Annotated in this window: 17 protein-coding genes; 3 read left to right on the top strand and 14 right to left on the bottom strand. The window is 42.2% G+C overall.

The features are described from left to right. Window positions 1-52 precede the first annotated feature (52 nt). From secD to DXB52_RS05525, 5 genes are all read right to left on the bottom strand, one after another. The gene (secD, locus tag DXB52_RS05545) at window positions 53-2461 is read right to left on the bottom strand and encodes a protein translocase subunit SecD (protein WP_118106702.1); all 2409 of its coding nucleotides are present in this window, start codon (window positions 2459-2461) and stop codon (window positions 53-55) included. 36 nt (window positions 2462-2497) lie between these two features. After that, a complete protein-coding gene (gene scfB / locus DXB52_RS05540; protein ID WP_118106701.1) occupies window positions 2498-3898 on the bottom strand; it encodes a thioether cross-link-forming SCIFF peptide maturase in 1401 nt (466 codons plus the stop codon). Between the two features lie 225 nt (window positions 3899-4123). Further along, window positions 4124-4267: a six-cysteine ranthipeptide SCIFF gene (gene scfA / locus DXB52_RS05535; protein WP_015528090.1), complete on the bottom strand. Its 144-nt coding sequence runs from the start codon at window positions 4265-4267 to the stop codon at window positions 4124-4126. 97 nt (window positions 4268-4364) lie between these two features. Next, the gene (locus DXB52_RS05530) at window positions 4365-4745 is read right to left on the bottom strand and encodes a TIGR04086 family membrane protein (protein WP_117541967.1); all 381 of its coding nucleotides are present in this window, start codon (window positions 4743-4745) and stop codon (window positions 4365-4367) included. Between the two features lie 76 nt (window positions 4746-4821). Beyond that, window positions 4822-5364, bottom strand: a complete 543-nt coding sequence (locus DXB52_RS05525) for a stage V sporulation T C-terminal domain-containing protein (protein ID WP_117960438.1) — start codon at window positions 5362-5364, stop codon at window positions 4822-4824. 261 nt (window positions 5365-5625) lie between these two features. On the opposite strand from DXB52_RS05525, the gene DXB52_RS05520 reads away from it, so the two are divergent. Together DXB52_RS05520 and DXB52_RS05515 are read left to right on the top strand one after the other, a co-directional pair. Continuing rightward, entirely contained in the window at window positions 5626-6558 is a 933-nt protein-coding gene (locus DXB52_RS05520; RefSeq protein WP_117542084.1) for a D-2-hydroxyacid dehydrogenase, read from the top strand. Between the two features lie 176 nt (window positions 6559-6734). Continuing rightward, entirely contained in the window at window positions 6735-8612 is a 1878-nt protein-coding gene (locus tag DXB52_RS05515) for a Na/Pi cotransporter family protein (protein ID WP_117542085.1), read from the top strand. Between the two features lie 69 nt (window positions 8613-8681). Here the strand turns inward: DXB52_RS05515 and DXB52_RS05510 are convergent, their stop codons facing one another. The 3 genes from DXB52_RS05510 to DXB52_RS05500 all read right to left on the bottom strand — a co-directional run bounded on the left by DXB52_RS05510 (window position 8682) and on the right by DXB52_RS05500 (window position 11896). After that, window positions 8682-10013: a threonine/serine exporter family protein gene (locus tag DXB52_RS05510; protein WP_117860887.1), complete on the bottom strand. Its 1332-nt coding sequence runs from the start codon at window positions 10011-10013 to the stop codon at window positions 8682-8684. 16 nt (window positions 10014-10029) lie between these two features. Further along, the gene (locus tag DXB52_RS05505) at window positions 10030-10830 is read right to left on the bottom strand and encodes a DUF4866 domain-containing protein (protein WP_117542087.1); all 801 of its coding nucleotides are present in this window, start codon (window positions 10828-10830) and stop codon (window positions 10030-10032) included. A 181-nt stretch (window positions 10831-11011) separates the two neighbouring features. Beyond that, a complete protein-coding gene (locus tag DXB52_RS05500) occupies window positions 11012-11896 on the bottom strand; it encodes a LysR family transcriptional regulator (RefSeq protein WP_117542088.1) in 885 nt (294 codons plus the stop codon). Window positions 11897-12082: 186 nt separating this feature from the next. Here DXB52_RS05500 and DXB52_RS05495 point away from each other — a divergent pair, with 186 nt between their 5' ends. Next, window positions 12083-12322: a hypothetical protein gene (locus DXB52_RS05495; RefSeq protein WP_015528097.1), complete on the top strand. Its 240-nt coding sequence runs from the start codon at window positions 12083-12085 to the stop codon at window positions 12320-12322. 48 nt (window positions 12323-12370) lie between these two features. On the opposite strand, the gene DXB52_RS05490 is transcribed toward DXB52_RS05495, so the two are convergent. From DXB52_RS05490 to DXB52_RS05470, 6 genes are all read right to left on the bottom strand, one after another. Then, window positions 12371-13489: a 5-methyltetrahydropteroyltriglutamate--homocysteine S-methyltransferase gene (locus tag DXB52_RS05490; protein WP_118106700.1), complete on the bottom strand. Its 1119-nt coding sequence runs from the start codon at window positions 13487-13489 to the stop codon at window positions 12371-12373. 146 nt (window positions 13490-13635) lie between these two features. After that, entirely contained in the window at window positions 13636-14172 is a 537-nt protein-coding gene (locus DXB52_RS05485) for a nitroreductase (protein WP_055173405.1), read from the bottom strand. Between the two features lie 175 nt (window positions 14173-14347). Then, complete coding sequence (locus DXB52_RS05480) at window positions 14348-15115, bottom strand: M24 family metallopeptidase (protein ID WP_472519973.1); 768 nt, start codon at window positions 15113-15115, stop codon at window positions 14348-14350. After that, on the bottom strand, window positions 15115-15516 hold the full coding sequence (locus tag DXB52_RS16725; protein WP_472519972.1) for a hypothetical protein: 402 nt from the start codon (window positions 15514-15516) through the stop codon (window positions 15115-15117). Before DXB52_RS16725 ends, DXB52_RS05480 begins: the two co-directional genes overlap by 1 nt. Before the next feature lie 70 nt (window positions 15517-15586). After that, on the bottom strand, window positions 15587-16156 hold the full coding sequence (locus DXB52_RS05475) for an ECF transporter S component (protein WP_117542091.1): 570 nt from the start codon (window positions 16154-16156) through the stop codon (window positions 15587-15589). Window positions 16157-16438: 282 nt separating this feature from the next. Further along, window positions 16439-18421 (bottom strand): sodium-translocating pyrophosphatase, encoded by a 1983-nt coding sequence (locus DXB52_RS05470; RefSeq protein ID WP_117542092.1) that lies wholly within the window; start codon window positions 18419-18421, stop codon window positions 16439-16441. Between the last annotated feature and the right edge of the window lie 128 nt (window positions 18422-18549).

Here is an 18549-nt window from a genome sequence, read left to right as displayed (position 1 = left end):
ATCTGCCGTATCGAAAATCATTTTTCATTTCCGATACGACAGATTTTATTTCTTAGCGCTTTTTACTCTTTTTGTTCTTGAAAGAGGTCTTCTTTCCTTTTTTCTTCTTGGAGCTGTTATCTGCAGATGTATCTGCTGCGTTACTCTCTGTGGAAGTAGCTCCTTCTTTCTTGTCTGCTGCTTTTACAGACGCTGTCTTTGTGGCAGAAGCTATTCTTGCAGCCTTCGCTTCCTCGCCAAGTCTTGTCTTCATCACATACCACAGTGCGCCTGTGATACATACGGATGTATATCCACCGCAGATGATACCTACCATCAGTGGTGCTGCGAATTCCTTAATGGAGCTTACACCAAGGATATACAATGCAACAACCATGACAAATGTTGTAAAGTTTGTGTAGATTGTTCTTGTCAGTGTCTGAGTGATGCAACGGTTTACAAGATCCTTCAGATCTTCTGTGCGGCTCTTTGTTGCAAGTGCCTCACGGATACGGTCAAAGATAACGATCGTACCGTTGATAGAATATCCGACAATCGTCAGCATACATGCGATAAATGTATTTCCGACAGATACTCTTGCAATTACATAGAATCCAAGAACTACAAGTACGTCATGCATCAGTGCAATAACAGCACTTGTTGCGAAACGAATATCTTTGAAACGGAACCAGATGTAAAGCAGCATACAGATTGTAGCAATGATCACAGCTATAACCGCATCTCTTCTCATCTCGGAACTTACTGTTGAACTGATATTTTCTGTTGCGATATCAGATGCCTCTACACCGTAGTTTTCATTTAAATATGAAGCAAGTGCTTCACGTTTCTCAAGATCAAGTGTCTGTGTCTTGAAGACTACCTGGTTGCTCTCTTTTACTGTCTGAACCTGAATATTCTTATCTCCTGTGATCTCTTCCAGACTTGGGATCATCTGGCTGTCGATCTCTTCGAGTGTATATTCTTTATCAAATGTTACATTTGTTGAAGTACCGCCTACGAAATCAAGGCTGTAGTTCATCGCACCGATTCCTCTTGCATGGTTCACACCCATCATGACCGGTCCGGCCAGACAAAGGATAATGGAAACAATGAAGAAGATCTTTTTCTTTCCAAGGAAATCAACCGGTTTACGTTCTTTCAGATGTCTTCCGTATACTTTCTCGCTACGGATACCTGCTCCATAGAATGCAAAGATGATCAGTCTTGTGATCACGAGTGCTGTAAACATGGATACGATGATACCAAGTGCAAGTGTCTGGGCGAATCCCTTTACAGTACCGCTTCCGCGAAGCCACAGCACACCGGCTGCGATCAGTGTTGTGATATTTCCGTCAACGATTGCGGACATTGCTTTCTGGAATCCTGATTTCAGAGAAGCATGTACGCTCTTTCCTTCTGTCAGTTCTTCTTTCACACGGGCGAAGATGATAACGTTCGCATCTACTGCCATACCGATACCGAGGATGATACCTGCGATACCCGGAAGTGTCAGTGTAATGTCAAATGCATTCAGAAGGATCAGGATCAGCTCTGTATAAAGGATCAGTGCAAGGCTGGATGCAAGTCCCGGAAGGAGGTATACCCAACACATGAATACACATACGATCGCCAGACCGATTGCTCCGGCGATCAAGCTTCCTTTCAGAGCGTCCTGTCCAAGCTGTGCACCAACGACTTCTGAACTCAGCTCTTCCAGTTCCAGATTCAGTCCACCGATACGGATCGTGGAAGCAATATTATCAGCCTCTTCGTAATCCATATTTCCTGAAATCTGAGCCTTTCCATTCTCGATCACTGCTTTTACACTTGGAACACTGATCAGAGCACCATCATAGTAAATAGCAATTGTATCATGATTGTTGTTATAAGCTTCTTCTGTTGCTGCCTTAAATTTTTCAGCACCTTCCTCTGTCAGTTCAAGGTCAACTCCGTACTTTTTGTTTCCTGTTGTTGAGTCATTGATCGCTCCGGCTGAAGCTGTCTTTACTTCTGTACCTGTCAGTACAATGGAGTCTGTATCTTTCAGTTCATCGATCGACTTATTCAGTGTGTATCCGGAAGCTGTCAGGGAATAGTTTTCATTTCCCTCACTGTCTTTATGCTTGATAAAGTACAGTGAACCCGGCTGTCCGAGTTCTTCCAGGATCTTGTTCGCGTCGCTCACACCCGGAATCTCGATACTGATACGGTTGTCTCCAACCTGATAAGCCTGTGCCTCTGTGCTGTACTGCTCCACACGTTTCTGAAGCTTGTACACGGTGTCATCCATGTCTGCCTGAGATGGCTTGTCACCTTTTACCTGATATGTAATGCTGACTCCACCTTCCAGGTCAAGACCAAGATTGATGTTCTTTGCAGCTCCCATTCCCTTTAAATCAAGTCCAAGCACACAGGTCATACCGAAGAGTGCTGTAACTGCGATTACGAGAATGAGGCTTAGAATACTCTTGCCTTTCTTCATCTCTTTCTTTCCTTTCTTGACTACTGCTCTGTAATTTTATTGTTCTTCATCCGCCAGGGCAGCCTTTATCATGATCGCACATTCCACACGTTTTCTCTCCATCTCACAGCTCACTTCGTAAGTATCATGGATCGTATTGTGGAACTTGTAAGAATTCGCCATACAGCCACCACTGCAGTAAAATCTGGCAAAGCAGGTTTTACAGCTTTCCTTGGAATATACGCTGCATCCTCGGAATTCTTCCGCAATCTCCGGTTTTGTAATTCCCTCATCAACATTTCCCATGAGGAATTCTTCCTGTCCTACAAACTGATGACATGGGTAGAAATCACCCCAAGGTGTCACTGCCAGATACTCTGTACCTGAGCCACAGCCGGACAGACGCTTGGACACACACGGTCCTCCTTCAAGATCAATCATGAAGTGGAAGAAATTGAATCCTCTTCCGCTCTTCTCACGCTCGATCAGGAATTTTGCGAGTTTATCATATTCTTCAAAGATCTGTGGAAGATCTTCTTTCTGGATTGCATATGGTTCTGTGTCATCACCTACTACAGGCTCGATTGACATCTGCTTGAATCCAAGATCTGCGAAATGTTCTACATCCTTGGAAAAATCCAGGTTATTTCTTGTAAATGTACCTCTAATGTAGTACTTCTCCTGATTACGGCTCTCTGCCAGCTTCTGGAACTTCGGAACGATCAGATCATAGCTTCCTTTTCCGTTACGGAACGGGCGCATCTGGTCATTCACTTCTTTTCTTCCGTCAAGACTGATGACAACGTTGTCCATCTCTTTGTTCACGAACTCCTGAACTTCATCGTTCAAAAGAACTCCGTTTGTTGTAAGTGTGAAACGGAAATGCTTGTCATGAAGTTTCTCCTGCTCTCTTCCGTAAGCAACCAGGTCTTTGACAACCTGCCAGTTCATCAGCGGCTCACCACCGAAGAAGTCAACTTCAAGGTTTCTTCTTGTTCCTGAATTCGCGATCAGGAAATCAAGTGCTTTCTTACCAACCTCGTAAGACATCAAAGCTCTGCGGCCGTGATATTCTCCCTCTTCCGCAAAGCAGTACTTACAGGCAAGGTTACAGTCATGTGCAATATGAAGGCATAATGCCTTAACAACTGTCTTACGCTGCTTTACAACATCGATAAAGCTCTCATAAATATCTCTTGTAAACAGGCGTCCCTGTTCCGTCAGTTCTGTTACTGCCTCTAAAATATCGATCAGATCTGTCTCAGAGTATTTCTCTCCGAGTTCCTTTTTCAATGCTTCTGCTGTTTCCGGAGCCTTTAATGTCTCCACTGTATGATCTTCATTCATGCGATTAAGCACTTTGATAACGTCATACGCTTCCTGATCCACAACATGTACAGCCCCACTGTTCACGTCAAGGACGATATTATATCCATTATTTTGGTACTGATGTATCACGTGGATACCTCGCTTTCTATATGTATTTGTAAATCTATTTGTAACTGTTCAAAGCCGGATTCTTTCCCCAAGGCAGCTCTAAGCAGATACGTCTAAAACATGCTTAAGGCAGCGATTTGCACCGCTGCCTCACCTGTAATCCTGTTGCTGTTTTTCGCATAATTGCAGGCAGTATCACCGCTCAAAGCAACTCTGCAGCAACATAATCTTCATTTTCAGGTTTTCTTATTTTGCGTTTTCGCAAGTCTGGTTTCCTACTGTACAGGATGTCTTACATGCAGACTGGCAAGATGTCTGGCACTCACCGCATCCACCTTTTTTAACTGTGTTGTTCAGTGTCTGTGTATTCAGTGTTTTAATGTGTTTCATTTTTACTCCTCCTAACTTCGCACATATTGCTTTCGCTATTATAGCACACACAGCCAGGTTTTTAAAGTATTTTTTCACACATCCGTCGGGTTTTTCTTCATGCGACCATCCCGCCAAGCATTCCACCTCCGGTACAAAGTACAAATGTCAGAAACAAATCTCCTGCCCCCGATGAAACCTCACGGTACATTCCAAATGAGATGATCAGTAATAAAACAAAATAAACCACACCGGTTCCAAGCCCCCAAAGGAACTTCTTTTGGCCTTCCAGTTTTCCCATCACAAAACCTCCGGAAAAAGTTCCTATTACATAGATGAGAATAATTCCCAGATTTACATTTTCTTCACTCAATCCTGCTTTGTAAAGGAGAAGTGCAAGAATTAACAGAAACATTCCTGTGACCAGATAGGCGCAAAGTAATGCCTTCACCAGATTTTCTGCGTATATTATCCCTTTTTTTCCATGATTTTCTCTCATTTTCTTTTCCTTTCGATGCATGTCCGGTTTTCCACTGATACTATTCTATGCATCCCTCTGGAAAAATATGACGCTTTTAGCTCAACTGCCTCCCAAGAAGATCTGCCACACCCGACGCAAACTTCTTTTCCATTTCTCCAAAATGCTTTTTCTCATTTTTCTGCAGAAAGATCACTCCGCCTGCAATATCACCTTCACTGAGAATCACACTGATTATTTCCTCTCTGTATTCACTTCTGTCTTTTGTAATTGCTACAAACTCAGCGTCACTGCTCTTTGTCAACACGGTCTTTCTTTGTTGAAACACTTCTGCCAGCTCTGCACTCAACAGCATTTCCTGAAGTTCTTTCTTCCCGTTTCCTGCTGCCGCGATCACCTGATCTGTATCAGTGATACAGACTGTACAATCAAGTGTCTTTGAAAGACTATCTGCATAAATCCCTGCCAGTGTTCCTAATTCACCGATTGGAGAATATTTCTTTAAAATCACCTTTCCTTCTCTGTCTGTAAAAATTTCCAGTGGATCACCTTCGCGGATCCGCAATGTCCTTCTTATTTCTTTCGGAATTACGATTCTTCCAAGATCATCTATTCTCCGGACTATCCCTGTGGCTTTCATGGCACATTTCCTCCATAATTATATTTTAATTAGTATGTGGTAAAATATAGGAAATTATGTTCTTTTTATGATAAAATGTAACTGTTCAGAGCCAAGCAAAATTTCATAAAACAGGTGTAAAATGCTTGCATTTTTAAGACTGTTTTTGAAATTTTATTTAGCGGATACGCTACACCGACGAAATGCGTAGCATTTTGGAGGTTGGCTCTGAACAGTTACGATAAAATAATTAATACTGATTATGAAACAAGGAGATTTTAAATGAAAATTGTATTTTTAGATGTCAAAACAATTGGAGAGGATATTGATCTTTCCGCATATGATGAACTCGGCGAAGTTGTAAAGTACAGCTTTTCTTCACCGGAAGAAGTCCCGGCGCGTGTCACGGATGCCGATGTGATTATATTAAATAAAGTTCCGGTCAATGAGCAGACAATTGGAATTGCGAAGAATCTGAAACTTGTCTGTGTCACAGCCACAGGCACGAACAACCTGGATAAGGAATATCTTGATTCAAAAGGAATTGCCTGGAGAAATGTTGCCGGCTACTCTACAGAGACTGTCGCACAACACACATTTGCAATGCTTCTCTTTCTATTAGAAAAGCTGCGCTATTATGATGATTATGTGAAAGAAGAGCGCTATGTAAATGATGTCTCTTTCACTCATTTTGCAGAACATTTCACAGAAATCCATGGAAAAACCTGGGGGATCATTGGACTTGGAGCGATTGGCAGACGTGTCGCTGAGGTTGCGCGTGCGTTCGGAGCGAAGGTCATTTACTACTCCGCCTCCGGTGCTCCGGCGCAGGAAGGTTATGAACAGGTTGACTTTGAGACATTGCTTACGCAGTCTGATATTATTTCCGTCCACGCTCCACTCAACGAGCATACGGAAGGACTGATCAACAGCAAAGCGTTTGAAAAAATGAGATCTTCCTGTATTTTCCTGAATCTCGGAAGAGGACCGATCGTCGATGAGCAGGCATTATATAATGCACTGGTCAGGAATCAGATTGCCGCAGCAGGATTAGATGTCCTTTGTGAGGAACCAATGTCCGCAGATAATCCATTGGTTCAATTCAAAGACAGCAAGCGCCTGCTGATCACGCCACATATTGCCTGGGCAAGCGTGGAAGCGAGAACTCATCTGATGGAAATTATCCACGGACAAGTCAAGGATTTTTTTGCTTAAGATCAACATTTTGTTTATCCCTACAATTTTTTGCAATTTGCAATCAATATTTTTCTGTAAAGTTTAAAGAAAATAATTGTAAACTCTGGGTAAAGTGTTTTATAATAGCCATGTACGTAATTTTTTGCAAGACGTAACATGTCAACTTAATAACTTAAGAAAAAGGAAAAAAGAAAATGGGAATTACAATGGTTTTGTCCTTGCTCAGCGGAGTTGCCCTCTTCCTGTACGGAATGGCACTCATGGGAGACAGTCTTAAGAAGGTTGCCGGTAACAAACTGGAACTTATCTTATACAAGCTCACAAACTCCCCAATCAAAGGATTGCTGCTGGGTACAGTCGTAACAGCGATCATTCAGTCGTCATCAGCTACTACTGTTATGGTCGTAGGATTCGTAAACTCCGGTATGATGAAAGTTGCTCAGGCAATCGGAATCATTATGGGTGCCAACATTGGAACAAGTATCACAGGCTGGATTTTATGTCTTTCTTACATTGATGGCTCCAGTGGCATCGCGCAGCTTCTGTCCACCGCGACAATCTCTGCGATCGTTGCGATCATCGGTATCATCTTCCGTACATTTGTAAAGAAGAAACCTTATTCCGATATCGGTGACATTATGCTTGGTTTTGCGATCCTGATGTTCGGAATGCAGACAATGAGTGGTGCGGTTTCACCTCTGAAAGAGAACCCACATTTTGTCAGCCTTCTGACAATGTTTAAGAATCCATTCATGGGTATCCTTGTTGGTATCGCATTTACTGCAGTGCTTCAGAGTGCATCTGCATCTGTCGGTATTCTTCAGGCATTATCAATCACAGGCTCTATTACATTTGCTGCCGCACTTCCTATTACAATGGGTATCGGTGTCGGAGCTGCCTGTCCTGTACTGCTTTCTTCTATCGGTACAAACAAGAACGGAAAGCGTACAGCACTTATTTACCTGCTGAATGACTTGTTCGGAATGATCTTTTGGTCTATCGTATTTTACTCAGTAAATGCTGTTGTCCACTTTACATTTATGGACATGGTCATGAGTCCTGTCAGCATTGCTTTATTGAACTCAGTATTCCGTATCGCTACGATCCTGATCCTTGCTCCATTTATCAGCAAGATTGAGAAGCTTGTCTTCTTCCTGATCAAGGATACAGACGAAGACAACGAAGAGCAGGCTGATTTTGATCTGCTCGAGGAACGTTTTCTGGATTACCCGCCGCTGGCGATCAGTCAGAGTCAGATGGCTGTTAACGGTATGGCGAAGAATGCCCGCAAGAATCTCATGCGCGCTTTCGAACTTCTGACAGACTTTAGCGACAGCAAGTTCAATAAGATCCAGGAAAAGGAAAACATGATCGACAAGTACGAGGATAAACTTGGTACTTATCTGATGCAGTTAAGTATGCATGATATGACACCTGATCAGGCGAAGCAGACCTCCAAGTTCCTTCATACGATCAGTGACTTCGAGCGACTTGGTGACCACGCAGTCAACATTTCCAGAGTTGCCCAGGAACTTCACGAAAAGTCCCGTACATTCTCTGAATCTGCTACTTATGAGCTGAATGTGCTTGAGAAGGCATTGGTTGAGATTGTTGATCTTACAGTAAATTCTTTTGTAGATGAAGATCTTGAGACTGCTGCAAAGGTTGAACCTCTGCGCGAACTGATTGGTATTCTCTGTAATGATCTGAAACTTCGTCACATTAAGAGACTTAGAAATGGTCAGTGTGATCTGAATACCGGATTTGCTTTTAATGACCTGCTTACAAACTACGAGCGTATCGCAGCGCACTGTTCTAACATTGCTGTAGCGATTCTCGAGCTTGATTCTTCTAACTTTGATATTCATGAATATACAAAGAGTGTCCGCAAGCTGAAGGATGAAACTTATCTTACAGCCTTTGAGGAATATGAGAAGAAATATGATATCAACGGATATCAGCCGGAAGCTGAAGCAGATAAGAAAATCTCTGTGAAAGCAAAGGATAAAGACAACGAGAAATCTTCCGGAAAGAAGAAAGACAAAGACAAGAAAAAAGATAAAAAGAAATAAATTCCTTTCTATTTTATTTGAAAAAGGAACAGTTCACAAAGAGCTGTTCCTTTTTTGTATGTATTCTCCTTACGTGCAATACCGAAATGTCTTATCCGTAAGAATTCTTGCAAAGATCAACCCTAACGGAAGAGCTGCAACAATCAATATTGCCGCCGCAAACCAGGAAGCTGATGTAGAAAGATTCATTGTTCCCAGATTATAAAATCCACGGTACAGATACAATCCAGGAACCATGATTACAATCGACGGAACCGTGACAGAAATTCTCGGATATCCAACCTGATTTTTAATCATAGTTGCCAGAAGTCCGGCTGTTAATGCTCCGACAAATGCTGCTGCCGCCGGAGGCAATGCCGTCAGATCAACCAGTTCCAATCGCAGTGTATTGGCAATAGCACCGATTCCGGCTGCCACTGCTGCAAGGCGCGTAGGGCTGTTGAACATAATCGAGAATCCAAACACACCACAAAAGCTTGCAAGCAGACGGAAAACAATCCATTCTGCCTGCGTCAGGTCAAGCTTCTGAAAATCCACCGGCTGTAATCCTAAGATCAACGCCATGATCCATGCAGACATTGTAGCTACCAAAACAATAATCAGTGCATACATGAGTCGTTCCATGCCAGAACGCATGTCCAATTTTGCAAGGTCAATTCCACTTGTGATGAAAGGAAAACCAGGAATAATAAATAGCATTGCGCAAATATAGCCCGCCTCATGCTGAATTGAAATTGCCCACAAAAGTTCTGCTGCTTTCAAAAGTCCCGCATAAACCAGACAGGCTGCTGAAACAGATGAGGCTATGCACAAAAACAATGTAAAATGATGTTTACTCAATTTACACCTGATAAAATTTCCAATCCCTGCACCGACAAAGGCACAGAACATTTCAATCAATCCACCGCCAAGCAGAAATGTAAATCCACCGCATGCCAATGCTGCTGCCATTCCCAATGCAGTTGGAGAATAGAGTCCATGAATCTCTTCAATCTGATCTAGCAGCTTATGCAGTTCTTCTCCGGACATTTCCTGTTCTCCCTGCTCAAATTCACGGATAAAGTGCTCCAACCTGTTTAATTTTGATGTATTCACGCCCGTATTCGTCAGACACAAGGACTGCGTGAATCCGTCGTCACCGTCAAAACAGGTATACTCAATCGACATCAGACCAATATCCGCTGTACACGTTATCCCCATCTCTTCTGCCAGAGCATTCATAGAACTTCTCACTCTCCAAGCTCCGGTTCCACAGGAGAGAAGCATAATCCCCACTCTTCCGACAATTGATGCTTTCTCCGTCAAACTTGCTTGTGTTACCGGTGTTTCTTCTCCACCTTTATCTGTATATTCATGCCAGAGAATATCCATATGATTTTTTCTTATTTTCTGTGTCTGCATCTCATTCACTTCCTCTTTATTCCAGGTCAAGGCTTTCCGCTCCGGCCTTTTTCATCATCTTCTCTCTGCATGAAAGAACAATCCCATCAATCTCATCCAAATGATGAAGCATTCGTTTCTCAAATCCATGAATTGGAAGTAAAACCCCTATCTCGTCAAATCCTTTCTGACGCTTCTCACCGGTATCCTGCCCATAATAAACTTCTACTCTCGGAGCCTGTTTCTGAATCTTCTGGAAAGTATCCCAGACAACTGCATAGGCCTGTGCTTCTGTCAGTCCAAGCTTTCTGGTATCCGGTAATGCATATAACGCCATCACGCCACGCTTCTTGTTCTCTTTTTTCTCCTGAATCTGCATGCCCTCTGTATAGGAACGAACTATGTCATATCCATCAGCAAGATACAGTTTTGATCTCGGTGCACATTGATGTTGCCTGTATGTCTCATGGAACTTTTCATATTCACGAGCTGTTACTTCCCTTTTCTTACTCTCCAGAAGCTTTCCCTCTACATCAGTCAGGAGAACCGGATTCTCTCCTGATTTTCCATGAAATTTCTTTGGAATCAGATATGCGTCCCGAAGCAGATCAAACATACTTCCTCCGCACAATTCAAGTAGCAACGCGCTGACATCTCCATTTTTATACGCCTGGAGCAAGACCTCTGCAAAATGTCTGTCACCATCATCATTTATTTCCTGATAATTCTCCAAATGCTCATAAAATACTTCATTTAGCCGATCACAGGCCTCTTGTGACTCAAGAACCTTAGATATAACTCCTTCTACAGCTTCTTCACGTGGTAATACTGTCTGCATACTCACACTTCCTTTGTTATTTCTTGTTTTTCACCTGTTAAAACAGAATAAAATCCTACTTATTAATATAGAAAGCGCCGGTTCTAAAGTCAAACCGGCGCATACTGTTTTATTCACATATCTGATATATATTTTCTACATAGGAATAGATTGAATCCATAATATCTTCTTAAACAATACCTTATTTCAGAACTAACATTTTTTTGAACATCTCCGCCGCAATACTTGGCGGAAATGTATGATTCTCAACCAGACAGATTTTTCTCTCCGGAATATTCTCCTTTAGTGGAATCTGACAGACCTTTCTTTCCTCGATCACTGGTCTTACGAACAGCTCCGGAAGGAATCCAATGCCCAGTCCATTCATAATAAGCGGCAACACCTGATCGATCGTCTCAACTTCCGTATCCGGAGATAGAACCAGATCGTTCTCCAGGAAAAATTTGGAATAGAACTCATAGGTTGTGCTTCCCTGCCCAAGAGAAATCAACGGATTCTCAATTAAGTCTTTCAGCCTTATTGGTTTTTCTTTCCCCTGAAAAGAATGATCTCCCACTGCAATTTCCTTAAAAGACATCAAAGAAGTACTTTTCAACGGCTTCTTTGCCTGAAGCGGCGTAGTCACAACTGCAAAGTCCGCCAGTCCATTCTTGACGGACTCAACTGCCTCCGGCGTGGAATGATTCAGAAGTCTCAGCCGAACACCCGGATATTGCTTATGAAAGCGCCCCAGTATAGGAAGAAGTAAAAGATGAAGTGCAATCTCACTCGCACTGATCGTGATACTTCCGCTCTCCATGCTTCGCTCCATTGCAAGCTCCGCTTCAGCCGCATGAAGATGCTGATATGCAACAGAAACATGCTGATACAGCTTCTCTCCTTCCGCTGTAAGCGTAACTCCTCGATTAGATCTGACAAACAATTTACACCCAAGCTGATTCTCCAGATTATTCATAAAATGAGTAATATTCGGCTGGTTGCTCATCAATACTTTCGCCGCTTTAGAAAAGCTCTTATACATTGCTACATAATAAAAAATCCGGTAATAATCATAAGTAATTTCCATAAGTCCCCCCTAAACTGACACTAATCTGTTACTCTCCACCTGCAGAGGTGGGAGTCAAACCACATCTGATAAATCATATAAGAAATGTATATCTGTCATAACAAATATGTATTTTTATTTCTTTGTTATTTATTATATACTGAATGACGAAAAAATCAAACACATTCATTTACGAGGGGCGATATCATGATCAAGCAAAACATTAAATTTCTCACAACCGGACAATTTCTCACTTTTTCACACACTTGTAAAAATCTTTCTTCGGATGTGCGCATCCAGGATCTTGAGAACCACAATCGCGTAGATATCAACGGAAAAGATCTTTCTGAGCTTGCCACGATCCAGCTTGGTCTTCCGTTTCTCCTCGTTATTCATGGAGAAGATGAAAAAATGGCCAGAAGAATGTTGAAGAAGTATTGTGCATAAAAATTGAGTTGCCGTTTACACTCTGTATAAGCAGCAACTCAACTCTTATTACTCTCCCCAGACTTCTTCTGCAATTTCTTTCACAAGTTTTAACTTTGCCCATTGTTCCTCTTCTGTCAGTTTGTTTCCGATTTCACAGGAAGCGAACCCACACTGTGGACTGAGATAAAGTCTGTCTAATGGGATATATTTTGCAGCTTCATGAATTCTCTTGATCACAACTTCTTTATCCTCAAGCTCAGGTGTCTTCGTTGTAATTAACCCTAATACCACTTTTTTATCCGGAGACACCTTTGCAAGAGGAGCGAATCCGCCAGATCTTGCATCATCATATTCAAGGAATAATGCATCCACATTTTCTTTTGCAAAGACATAATCCGCTACAGAATCATACGGTCCGCTTGTAAAAAATGTTGAATGATAATTTCCTCTGCAGATGTGGGAAGTGATTACCATATCCTCCGGTTTTCCTTCCAGTGCAAGGTTATTCACTTCAAGAAGCTCTTTTTTCACATCTTCAATATCCGTTCCAAGAAGTTTGTATCTCTGCTTTGCCGCATCTCCGACAATTGCTCCCCAGGTACAGTCGTCAAGCTGAAGATTTCTGCATCCTGCTTCATAGAACTGACGGATCACTTCCTGATAAGCTGTTCCAATGTCGTGGATCAGTTCTTTGTTTGTCTCATAATATTTTCTCGTATTTTTATAGTTGACCGGAATAATCATCTGCTGGAACATCTGCGCCGGCGCCGGAATTGTATATTTTGCAACTGTGTTCTCATCCTCAAACTGTTTCAGGAATTTGAAATGTTCTACAAACGGATGCGCCTTTGCCTTTATCTTTCCTGTCAGATAAGTATCTTCCAGTGATGCCAGCTCTCCATCAAACTGTACCCCGCTGCCGCTCTGTTCATGACCGACACCTTCAAATCCCCACATAAAATCCAGATGCCAGTAAGTTCTTCTGAACTCTCCGTCTGTGATCACATGAAATCCAAGCTCTTTCTGCTTTGCTACAACTTCTGTAACCGCTTTATCAATGATCTGATTCTTTTCTGCTTCGCTGATCTTTCCTTCCTGATAATCTGCATTCGCTTTCTTAACCTCTTCCGGTCTCAAAAAACTTCCCACAAAATCGTATCTGCATGGTGTCTGATATTTACTCATAAATTAATTCTCCTTTTATTTTTGTAAGTGATGTTTTATCTGCAATCATCTTATCATTCCATGCTTATTTTGAAAAATATATAAATTTATGCGTTTGTCATAGTTTGAAACTATGGTGAGTAACCCTCTATTATATTTATGGGCTATCACTCCACCCAAAAAACATAATCATCTTTTCTTGGTTTCGCCTCTGCTGTTTCTTCATCCGGATACCCAAGTACACAGTGTCCGATACCTTCATACTCTCCTGTCACTCCAAGATCAGACAGAATCTGCTTTCCTTCTTCACTCTCAAACTCTTCCTTTGCACGATGAATCCAACAACTTCCAATTCCTTCTGTATGTGCTGCCAGCATCAGATTACCCATTACAAGACTTCCATCATACACATGTGTTGGCCAGTCTTTCTCTGCCAGTACAACCAATACCACAGGTGCTCCATAGAACGGATCAAATCCTTCGTCCCATCCACCAATCTTACGATTCATCTCTGAAAGTTTATCCCGTAATTCTTTATTTGTCACTGCCAGAATAATAGATGCCTGATGTCCTCTTCCATTTGCTGCATAAGTACCTGCCTCTACAATTCGCTCTATTATGTCTCTTGGAATCATGTCAGTTTTATACTTGCGAACACTTCGTCTGTTGATCATTGCTTCTCTTGTTGTCTCTACTTGTTTCATTTTGGATTCCCTCCCTGTTGATTTCTTTCATTGATGTATTGTTTCTAATAAGAATACTACACCTATTATACATTATCAAGAATTGTATTTAACAAAAAGGGCGAAGCTTACACCTCATCGGTACAAATCTTCGCCTTTTCTTTCACTTTTTCAACTATATTCCTTTCACCCTTGATCAAATCACAAGAATCTCATCCTGCACCGGTCCGTACACTTTCGTTTCTCTCTCCGAAGTAATATGAACATCATATTCCAGTCTTACACCATACTTCTCTGTATACAGTCCCGGCTCTATGGAAAACATCGTCCCCGGAAGCAGACAGCGGTCATCATGTGTCTCATAATCATCCAAATTTGCGCCGATTCCATGACATCTGTGACCGATATTATGTCCTGTCCGGTGCATCAGATACTGTGCACATCCAAGCTGTTCAAACCGTTCTTTCAGCCTGCGGTCTACTTCATATCCTCTGACTGTTTCTCCTGCATCTAATCTTGCCTGAATAAACTGTCTTGCCTCTTTACGCGCATCATATACAATCTGAAACCATTTTTTGTACTCCGGATCAATCTTTTCTCCGACATTCATGCACCAGGATACATCATAATATACCGCATCTTCCTCAGGGAGACGGCCGGCGATATCTATAATCAGACGGCTGCCTTCACGAATCTGCTTCGAACCATTTTCCTTCGGTTCATATCCCGGATCACAAGCATGCTCATCAATACCGAAAAATGGCGGAGAATCCATATAAATGTTTTCCTGCCTGATCAGCTCCTGCATCTTCTGAAGCATTGCATACTCATCAATATATGTTCCCGCATCAATCTTCTCTCGGATCCAAGAAAACGTATCAGTAAGGATCTTATGTATGATAACTCCGACCTGTCGGTGTGTTTCTATCTGATGTTCCGTTAGTACTGCACCGAAGTGCTGCATCAGTCTGCACTTGTAACCGGCTCGATTCCGTAAGTTCTAAGATACTCGATCAGGCCGGCATCCATAGAGCTGATTGTCGGGACATTTCCACCCGGAGAGTACTGGCAGGCAATCTTCATACCCGGCTTCAATAATTCTGACAGCACTTTCTTCTGTCCTTCGATCCCTTGATATAATATTTTCTTCCCCGGTAGATGATCAAGGAGAAGCGGTTCAATTGCCGAAAGAACCTTGGTGGGTTCTCCCTGCGACGGAATCAGATAGAACAACCTTCTTGTACAGAAACGATTTCCAAGCTCAAGAAACTCTTTTGTGATAAAATCATGTCCCTGGAAATCTGTAAATAACCATCCGTCAAGTTTTGCTTCCTGCAATAACTTCTGTATCTTTGCAATATCCAACTTAATAATTCTCCTTTTTGATTATCAGGCATACGTACTATGGCATTGACTTCCTATACTCATTGATTCCTTATGCTCCAAGAATTCTCTTGTAAGCCTTCTTCACCGGCACATACAGAATCGCAATTCCTACTACTGTAAATCCTGCATTGATGATCGTAGCCGGGATAGATGTGATCTCTGCCGCCAACGCTGCGCTCCAGGAACTGCCGAGAACGACCAGTTCAACTGTTGACCAGATAAAGTCTACGATAATATTCGTAATACCGTAGATAGCCGCACAGAGGACTGCATAACCATATTCCTTCTTCGCATCTCCCTGAGCTTTTTTCTTCAGAGACTGAAAGATCATGCCCACAAGCAGACATTTGATAATTGTGCTGACGAATACATTCGGGATTGCCTGAATATAACCGTTCAATACATCAAAGACGAGAAGTCCGAGAACTCCTGCCACAGTTGAAAGCTTAGGTCCAAGCATTAATACTGCAAGCATTACGAAAATGTGTCCGAAATGCAGAAATGGTGTTCCGACAGCCGCCGGAAGCGGAATACGGAAAGACTGGATTCCCAGATAAATAATAGCTGCAAAAAATGCAGTCATTACGATTTTCTTTGTGCTGATACTTTCGTTTTTCATATTTTGTAAATCTCCTGTTTGTTATCTCTTATGTTGAGTAATTACCTGACGGATAATGTCAGACTTGTAAGTGAATTTCCCCAACATACCGCCTTATTATATCAGCGCCCTGGTCTGTTAGATATATCCAGTTTTAAAATATTTATACAAGCCAGTTTTATAGTTATATAACAAAACAAGTAAAAGCAACACAGAAAAAAAACGTCCCCCGGGGAAATCCCCGGAGAACGTTTTCTTTCAACTTATATTCTTAATATCATCCATATATGGATTGCAAAAGTATTACAGAAGTCCTCCGATAGAAAGGAACAGTGGAGCGAATACAAGTGATACAACTGTCATAAGTTTGATCAGGATATTGATGGACGGACCTGATGTATCCTTGAACGGATCTCCTACAGTATCTCCAACAACGGCTGCCTTATGAGCCTCACTACCTTTTCCGCCGTGGTTTCCTTCTTCGATATACTTCTTAGCGTTATCCCATGCGCCACCTGCATTTGACATGAAGATGGCCATAAGAACTCCTGTTACGAGGGATCCTGAAAGAAGTCCGCCAAGAGCATCAACTCCAAGAAGAACACCTACTACTACAGGAACGATAACTGCCATCAGACCTGGAAGAAGCATCTCGTGAAGTGCTGCTGTTGTAGAAATAGCAACGCATGACTTGTAGTCAGGTTTCTCTTCACCTTTCATGATGCCCGGTTTCTCACGGAACTGACGTCTAACTTCCTCGATCATTGAATATGCAGCCTTAGATACAGACTCCATAGTGAATGCTGAGAAAAGGAATGTAAGCATACCACCGATAAAGATACCGATGATTACTTTGTAGTCAAGAAGGTTGATGGATTTCAGACCTACTGTCTCTGCATAAGATACGAACAGCGCAAGAGCTGTAAGTGCTGCAGAACCGATAGCAAATCCTTTCCCCATAGCTGCTGTTGTATTACCTACAGAGTCAAGCTTATCTGTGATGTCACGAACGGACTCATCAAGACCGGACATCTCTGCGATACCACCAGCGTTGTCTGCGATCGGACCATATGCATCAACTGCAACAGTGATTCCTGTTGTAGAAAGCATACCAACTGCTGCAAGAGCAATTCCATACAGACCAAATACATTATAAGAAACAAAAATACCAACACAGATCAGAAGCAGCGGGATAGCTGTTGATTTCATACCAACTGCAAGACCACTGATGATTGTTGTAGCTGCACCTGTCTCAGACTGCTCTCCGATTCCTTTAACCGGTTTGTAATCTGCTGATGTGTAGTACTCTGTGATGTTACCAATGATAACACCAACAACCAGACCAGCGATAACTGCGATTGCTGCGTTCATGTTTCCGAAAAGCACCCAGCTAAGTGCTAAAGAAGCAATGATTACAATTGCTGAAGAAGCATAGCTTCCTTTTGTAAGAGCTTTCTGAGGATTTGTGTTCTCTCCGCCTCTTACGAAGAATGTACCAAGAATAGAAGCGATCAGTCCGCATCCTGCGATTGCAAGTGGGAATAATACTCCTGAAACTTCGCTTACTGCAACACCAAGTGTCAGTGCTGAGATCAGAGACCCACAGTAAGACTCGAAAAGGTCAGCTCCCATACCAGCTACGTCACCTACGTTATCTCCAACGTTGTCAGCGATAACAGCCGGGTTACGCGGGTCATCTTCCGGGATACCTGCTTCTACTTTACCTACAAGGTCAGCTCCAACGTCTGCTGCCTTTGTATAGATACCACCACCAACACGTGCAAACAATGCGATGGAAGAAGCACCAAGGCTGAACCCAAATAATACATCTACATTCTTAGTTACGATGTACACAAGGCTGACACCAAGTGCACCAAGTCCAGCAACACACATACCCATAACGGCACCACCGGAAAATGCGATGGAAAGAGCTTTGTTCATTCCGCTCTCTTTAGCTGCGTTAGCTGTTCTGACATTTGCCTTAGTAGCAACTGTCATTCCGCAGTAACCTGCGATTGTTGAGAACAGAGCACCAACTACGAAGCAAACTGCTGTTACCCAATTACCTACTCCTAATCCGATCAGTACGAAAAGTACTACTACGAATACAATAAGGATCTTGTACTCTGCTGTCAGGAAAGCACGTGCACCTTCTGCGATCGCACCGGCGATTTCCTTCATTCTTTCAGTTCCGGCATCCTGCTTGCTAACCTTTGCTGCAAGGTATGCTGCAAAAAGAAGAGCAATGACAGCTGCAACTGGAACCAGATACATATAATTGTTCATTCTTAATTCTCCCTCCTGAATTTCAATATCATATGTTGTATTACACTATATCACATTTTTTTAGGTTTTTAAAGAAAAATTTTATATTTATTTAACTCTCTTTACATAAAATAGTATTTTTTTCACAT

It is taken from the genome of Ruminococcus sp. OM04-4AA (genome assembly GCF_003462585.1).
Classification (GTDB): domain Bacteria; phylum Bacillota; class Clostridia; order Lachnospirales; family Lachnospiraceae; genus Mediterraneibacter; species Mediterraneibacter faecis.
Note: the sequence above shows the minus strand (reverse complement) of the source record. Positions and strands in the feature narration are given on the sequence as shown.

Excerpts from the sequence above, each read along its gene's own strand:
- secD (WP_118106702.1), bottom strand. The coding sequence starts at position 2,461 with ATGAAGAAAGGCAAGAGTATTCTAAGCCTCATTCTCGTAATCGCAGTT.
- scfA (WP_015528090.1), bottom strand. The coding sequence starts at position 4,267 with ATGAAACACATTAAAACACTGAATACACAGACACTGAACAACACAGTT.
- DXB52_RS05530 (WP_117541967.1), bottom strand. The coding sequence starts at position 4,745 with ATGAGAGAAAATCATGGAAAAAAAGGGATAATATACGCAGAAAATCTG.
- DXB52_RS05525 (WP_117960438.1), bottom strand. The coding sequence starts at position 5,364 with ATGAAAGCCACAGGGATAGTCCGGAGAATAGATGATCTTGGAAGAATC.
- DXB52_RS05520 (WP_117542084.1), top strand. The coding sequence starts at position 5,626 with ATGAAAATTGTATTTTTAGATGTCAAAACAATTGGAGAGGATATTGAT.
- DXB52_RS05515 (WP_117542085.1), top strand. The coding sequence starts at position 6,735 with ATGGGAATTACAATGGTTTTGTCCTTGCTCAGCGGAGTTGCCCTCTTC.
- DXB52_RS05510 (WP_117860887.1), bottom strand. The coding sequence starts at position 10,013 with ATGCAGACACAGAAAATAAGAAAAAATCATATGGATATTCTCTGGCAT.
- DXB52_RS05505 (WP_117542087.1), bottom strand. The coding sequence starts at position 10,830 with ATGCAGACAGTATTACCACGTGAAGAAGCTGTAGAAGGAGTTATATCT.
- DXB52_RS05500 (WP_117542088.1), bottom strand. The coding sequence starts at position 11,896 with ATGGAAATTACTTATGATTATTACCGGATTTTTTATTATGTAGCAATG.
- DXB52_RS05495 (WP_015528097.1), top strand. The coding sequence starts at position 12,083 with ATGATCAAGCAAAACATTAAATTTCTCACAACCGGACAATTTCTCACT.
- DXB52_RS05490 (WP_118106700.1), bottom strand. The coding sequence starts at position 13,489 with ATGAGTAAATATCAGACACCATGCAGATACGATTTTGTGGGAAGTTTT.
- DXB52_RS05485 (WP_055173405.1), bottom strand. The coding sequence starts at position 14,172 with ATGAAACAAGTAGAGACAACAAGAGAAGCAATGATCAACAGACGAAGT.
- DXB52_RS05480 (WP_472519973.1), bottom strand. The coding sequence starts at position 15,115 with ATGCAGCACTTCGGTGCAGTACTAACGGAACATCAGATAGAAACACAC.
- DXB52_RS05475 (WP_117542091.1), bottom strand. The coding sequence starts at position 16,156 with ATGAAAAACGAAAGTATCAGCACAAAGAAAATCGTAATGACTGCATTT.
- DXB52_RS05470 (WP_117542092.1), bottom strand. The coding sequence starts at position 18,421 with ATGAACAATTATATGTATCTGGTTCCAGTTGCAGCTGTCATTGCTCTT.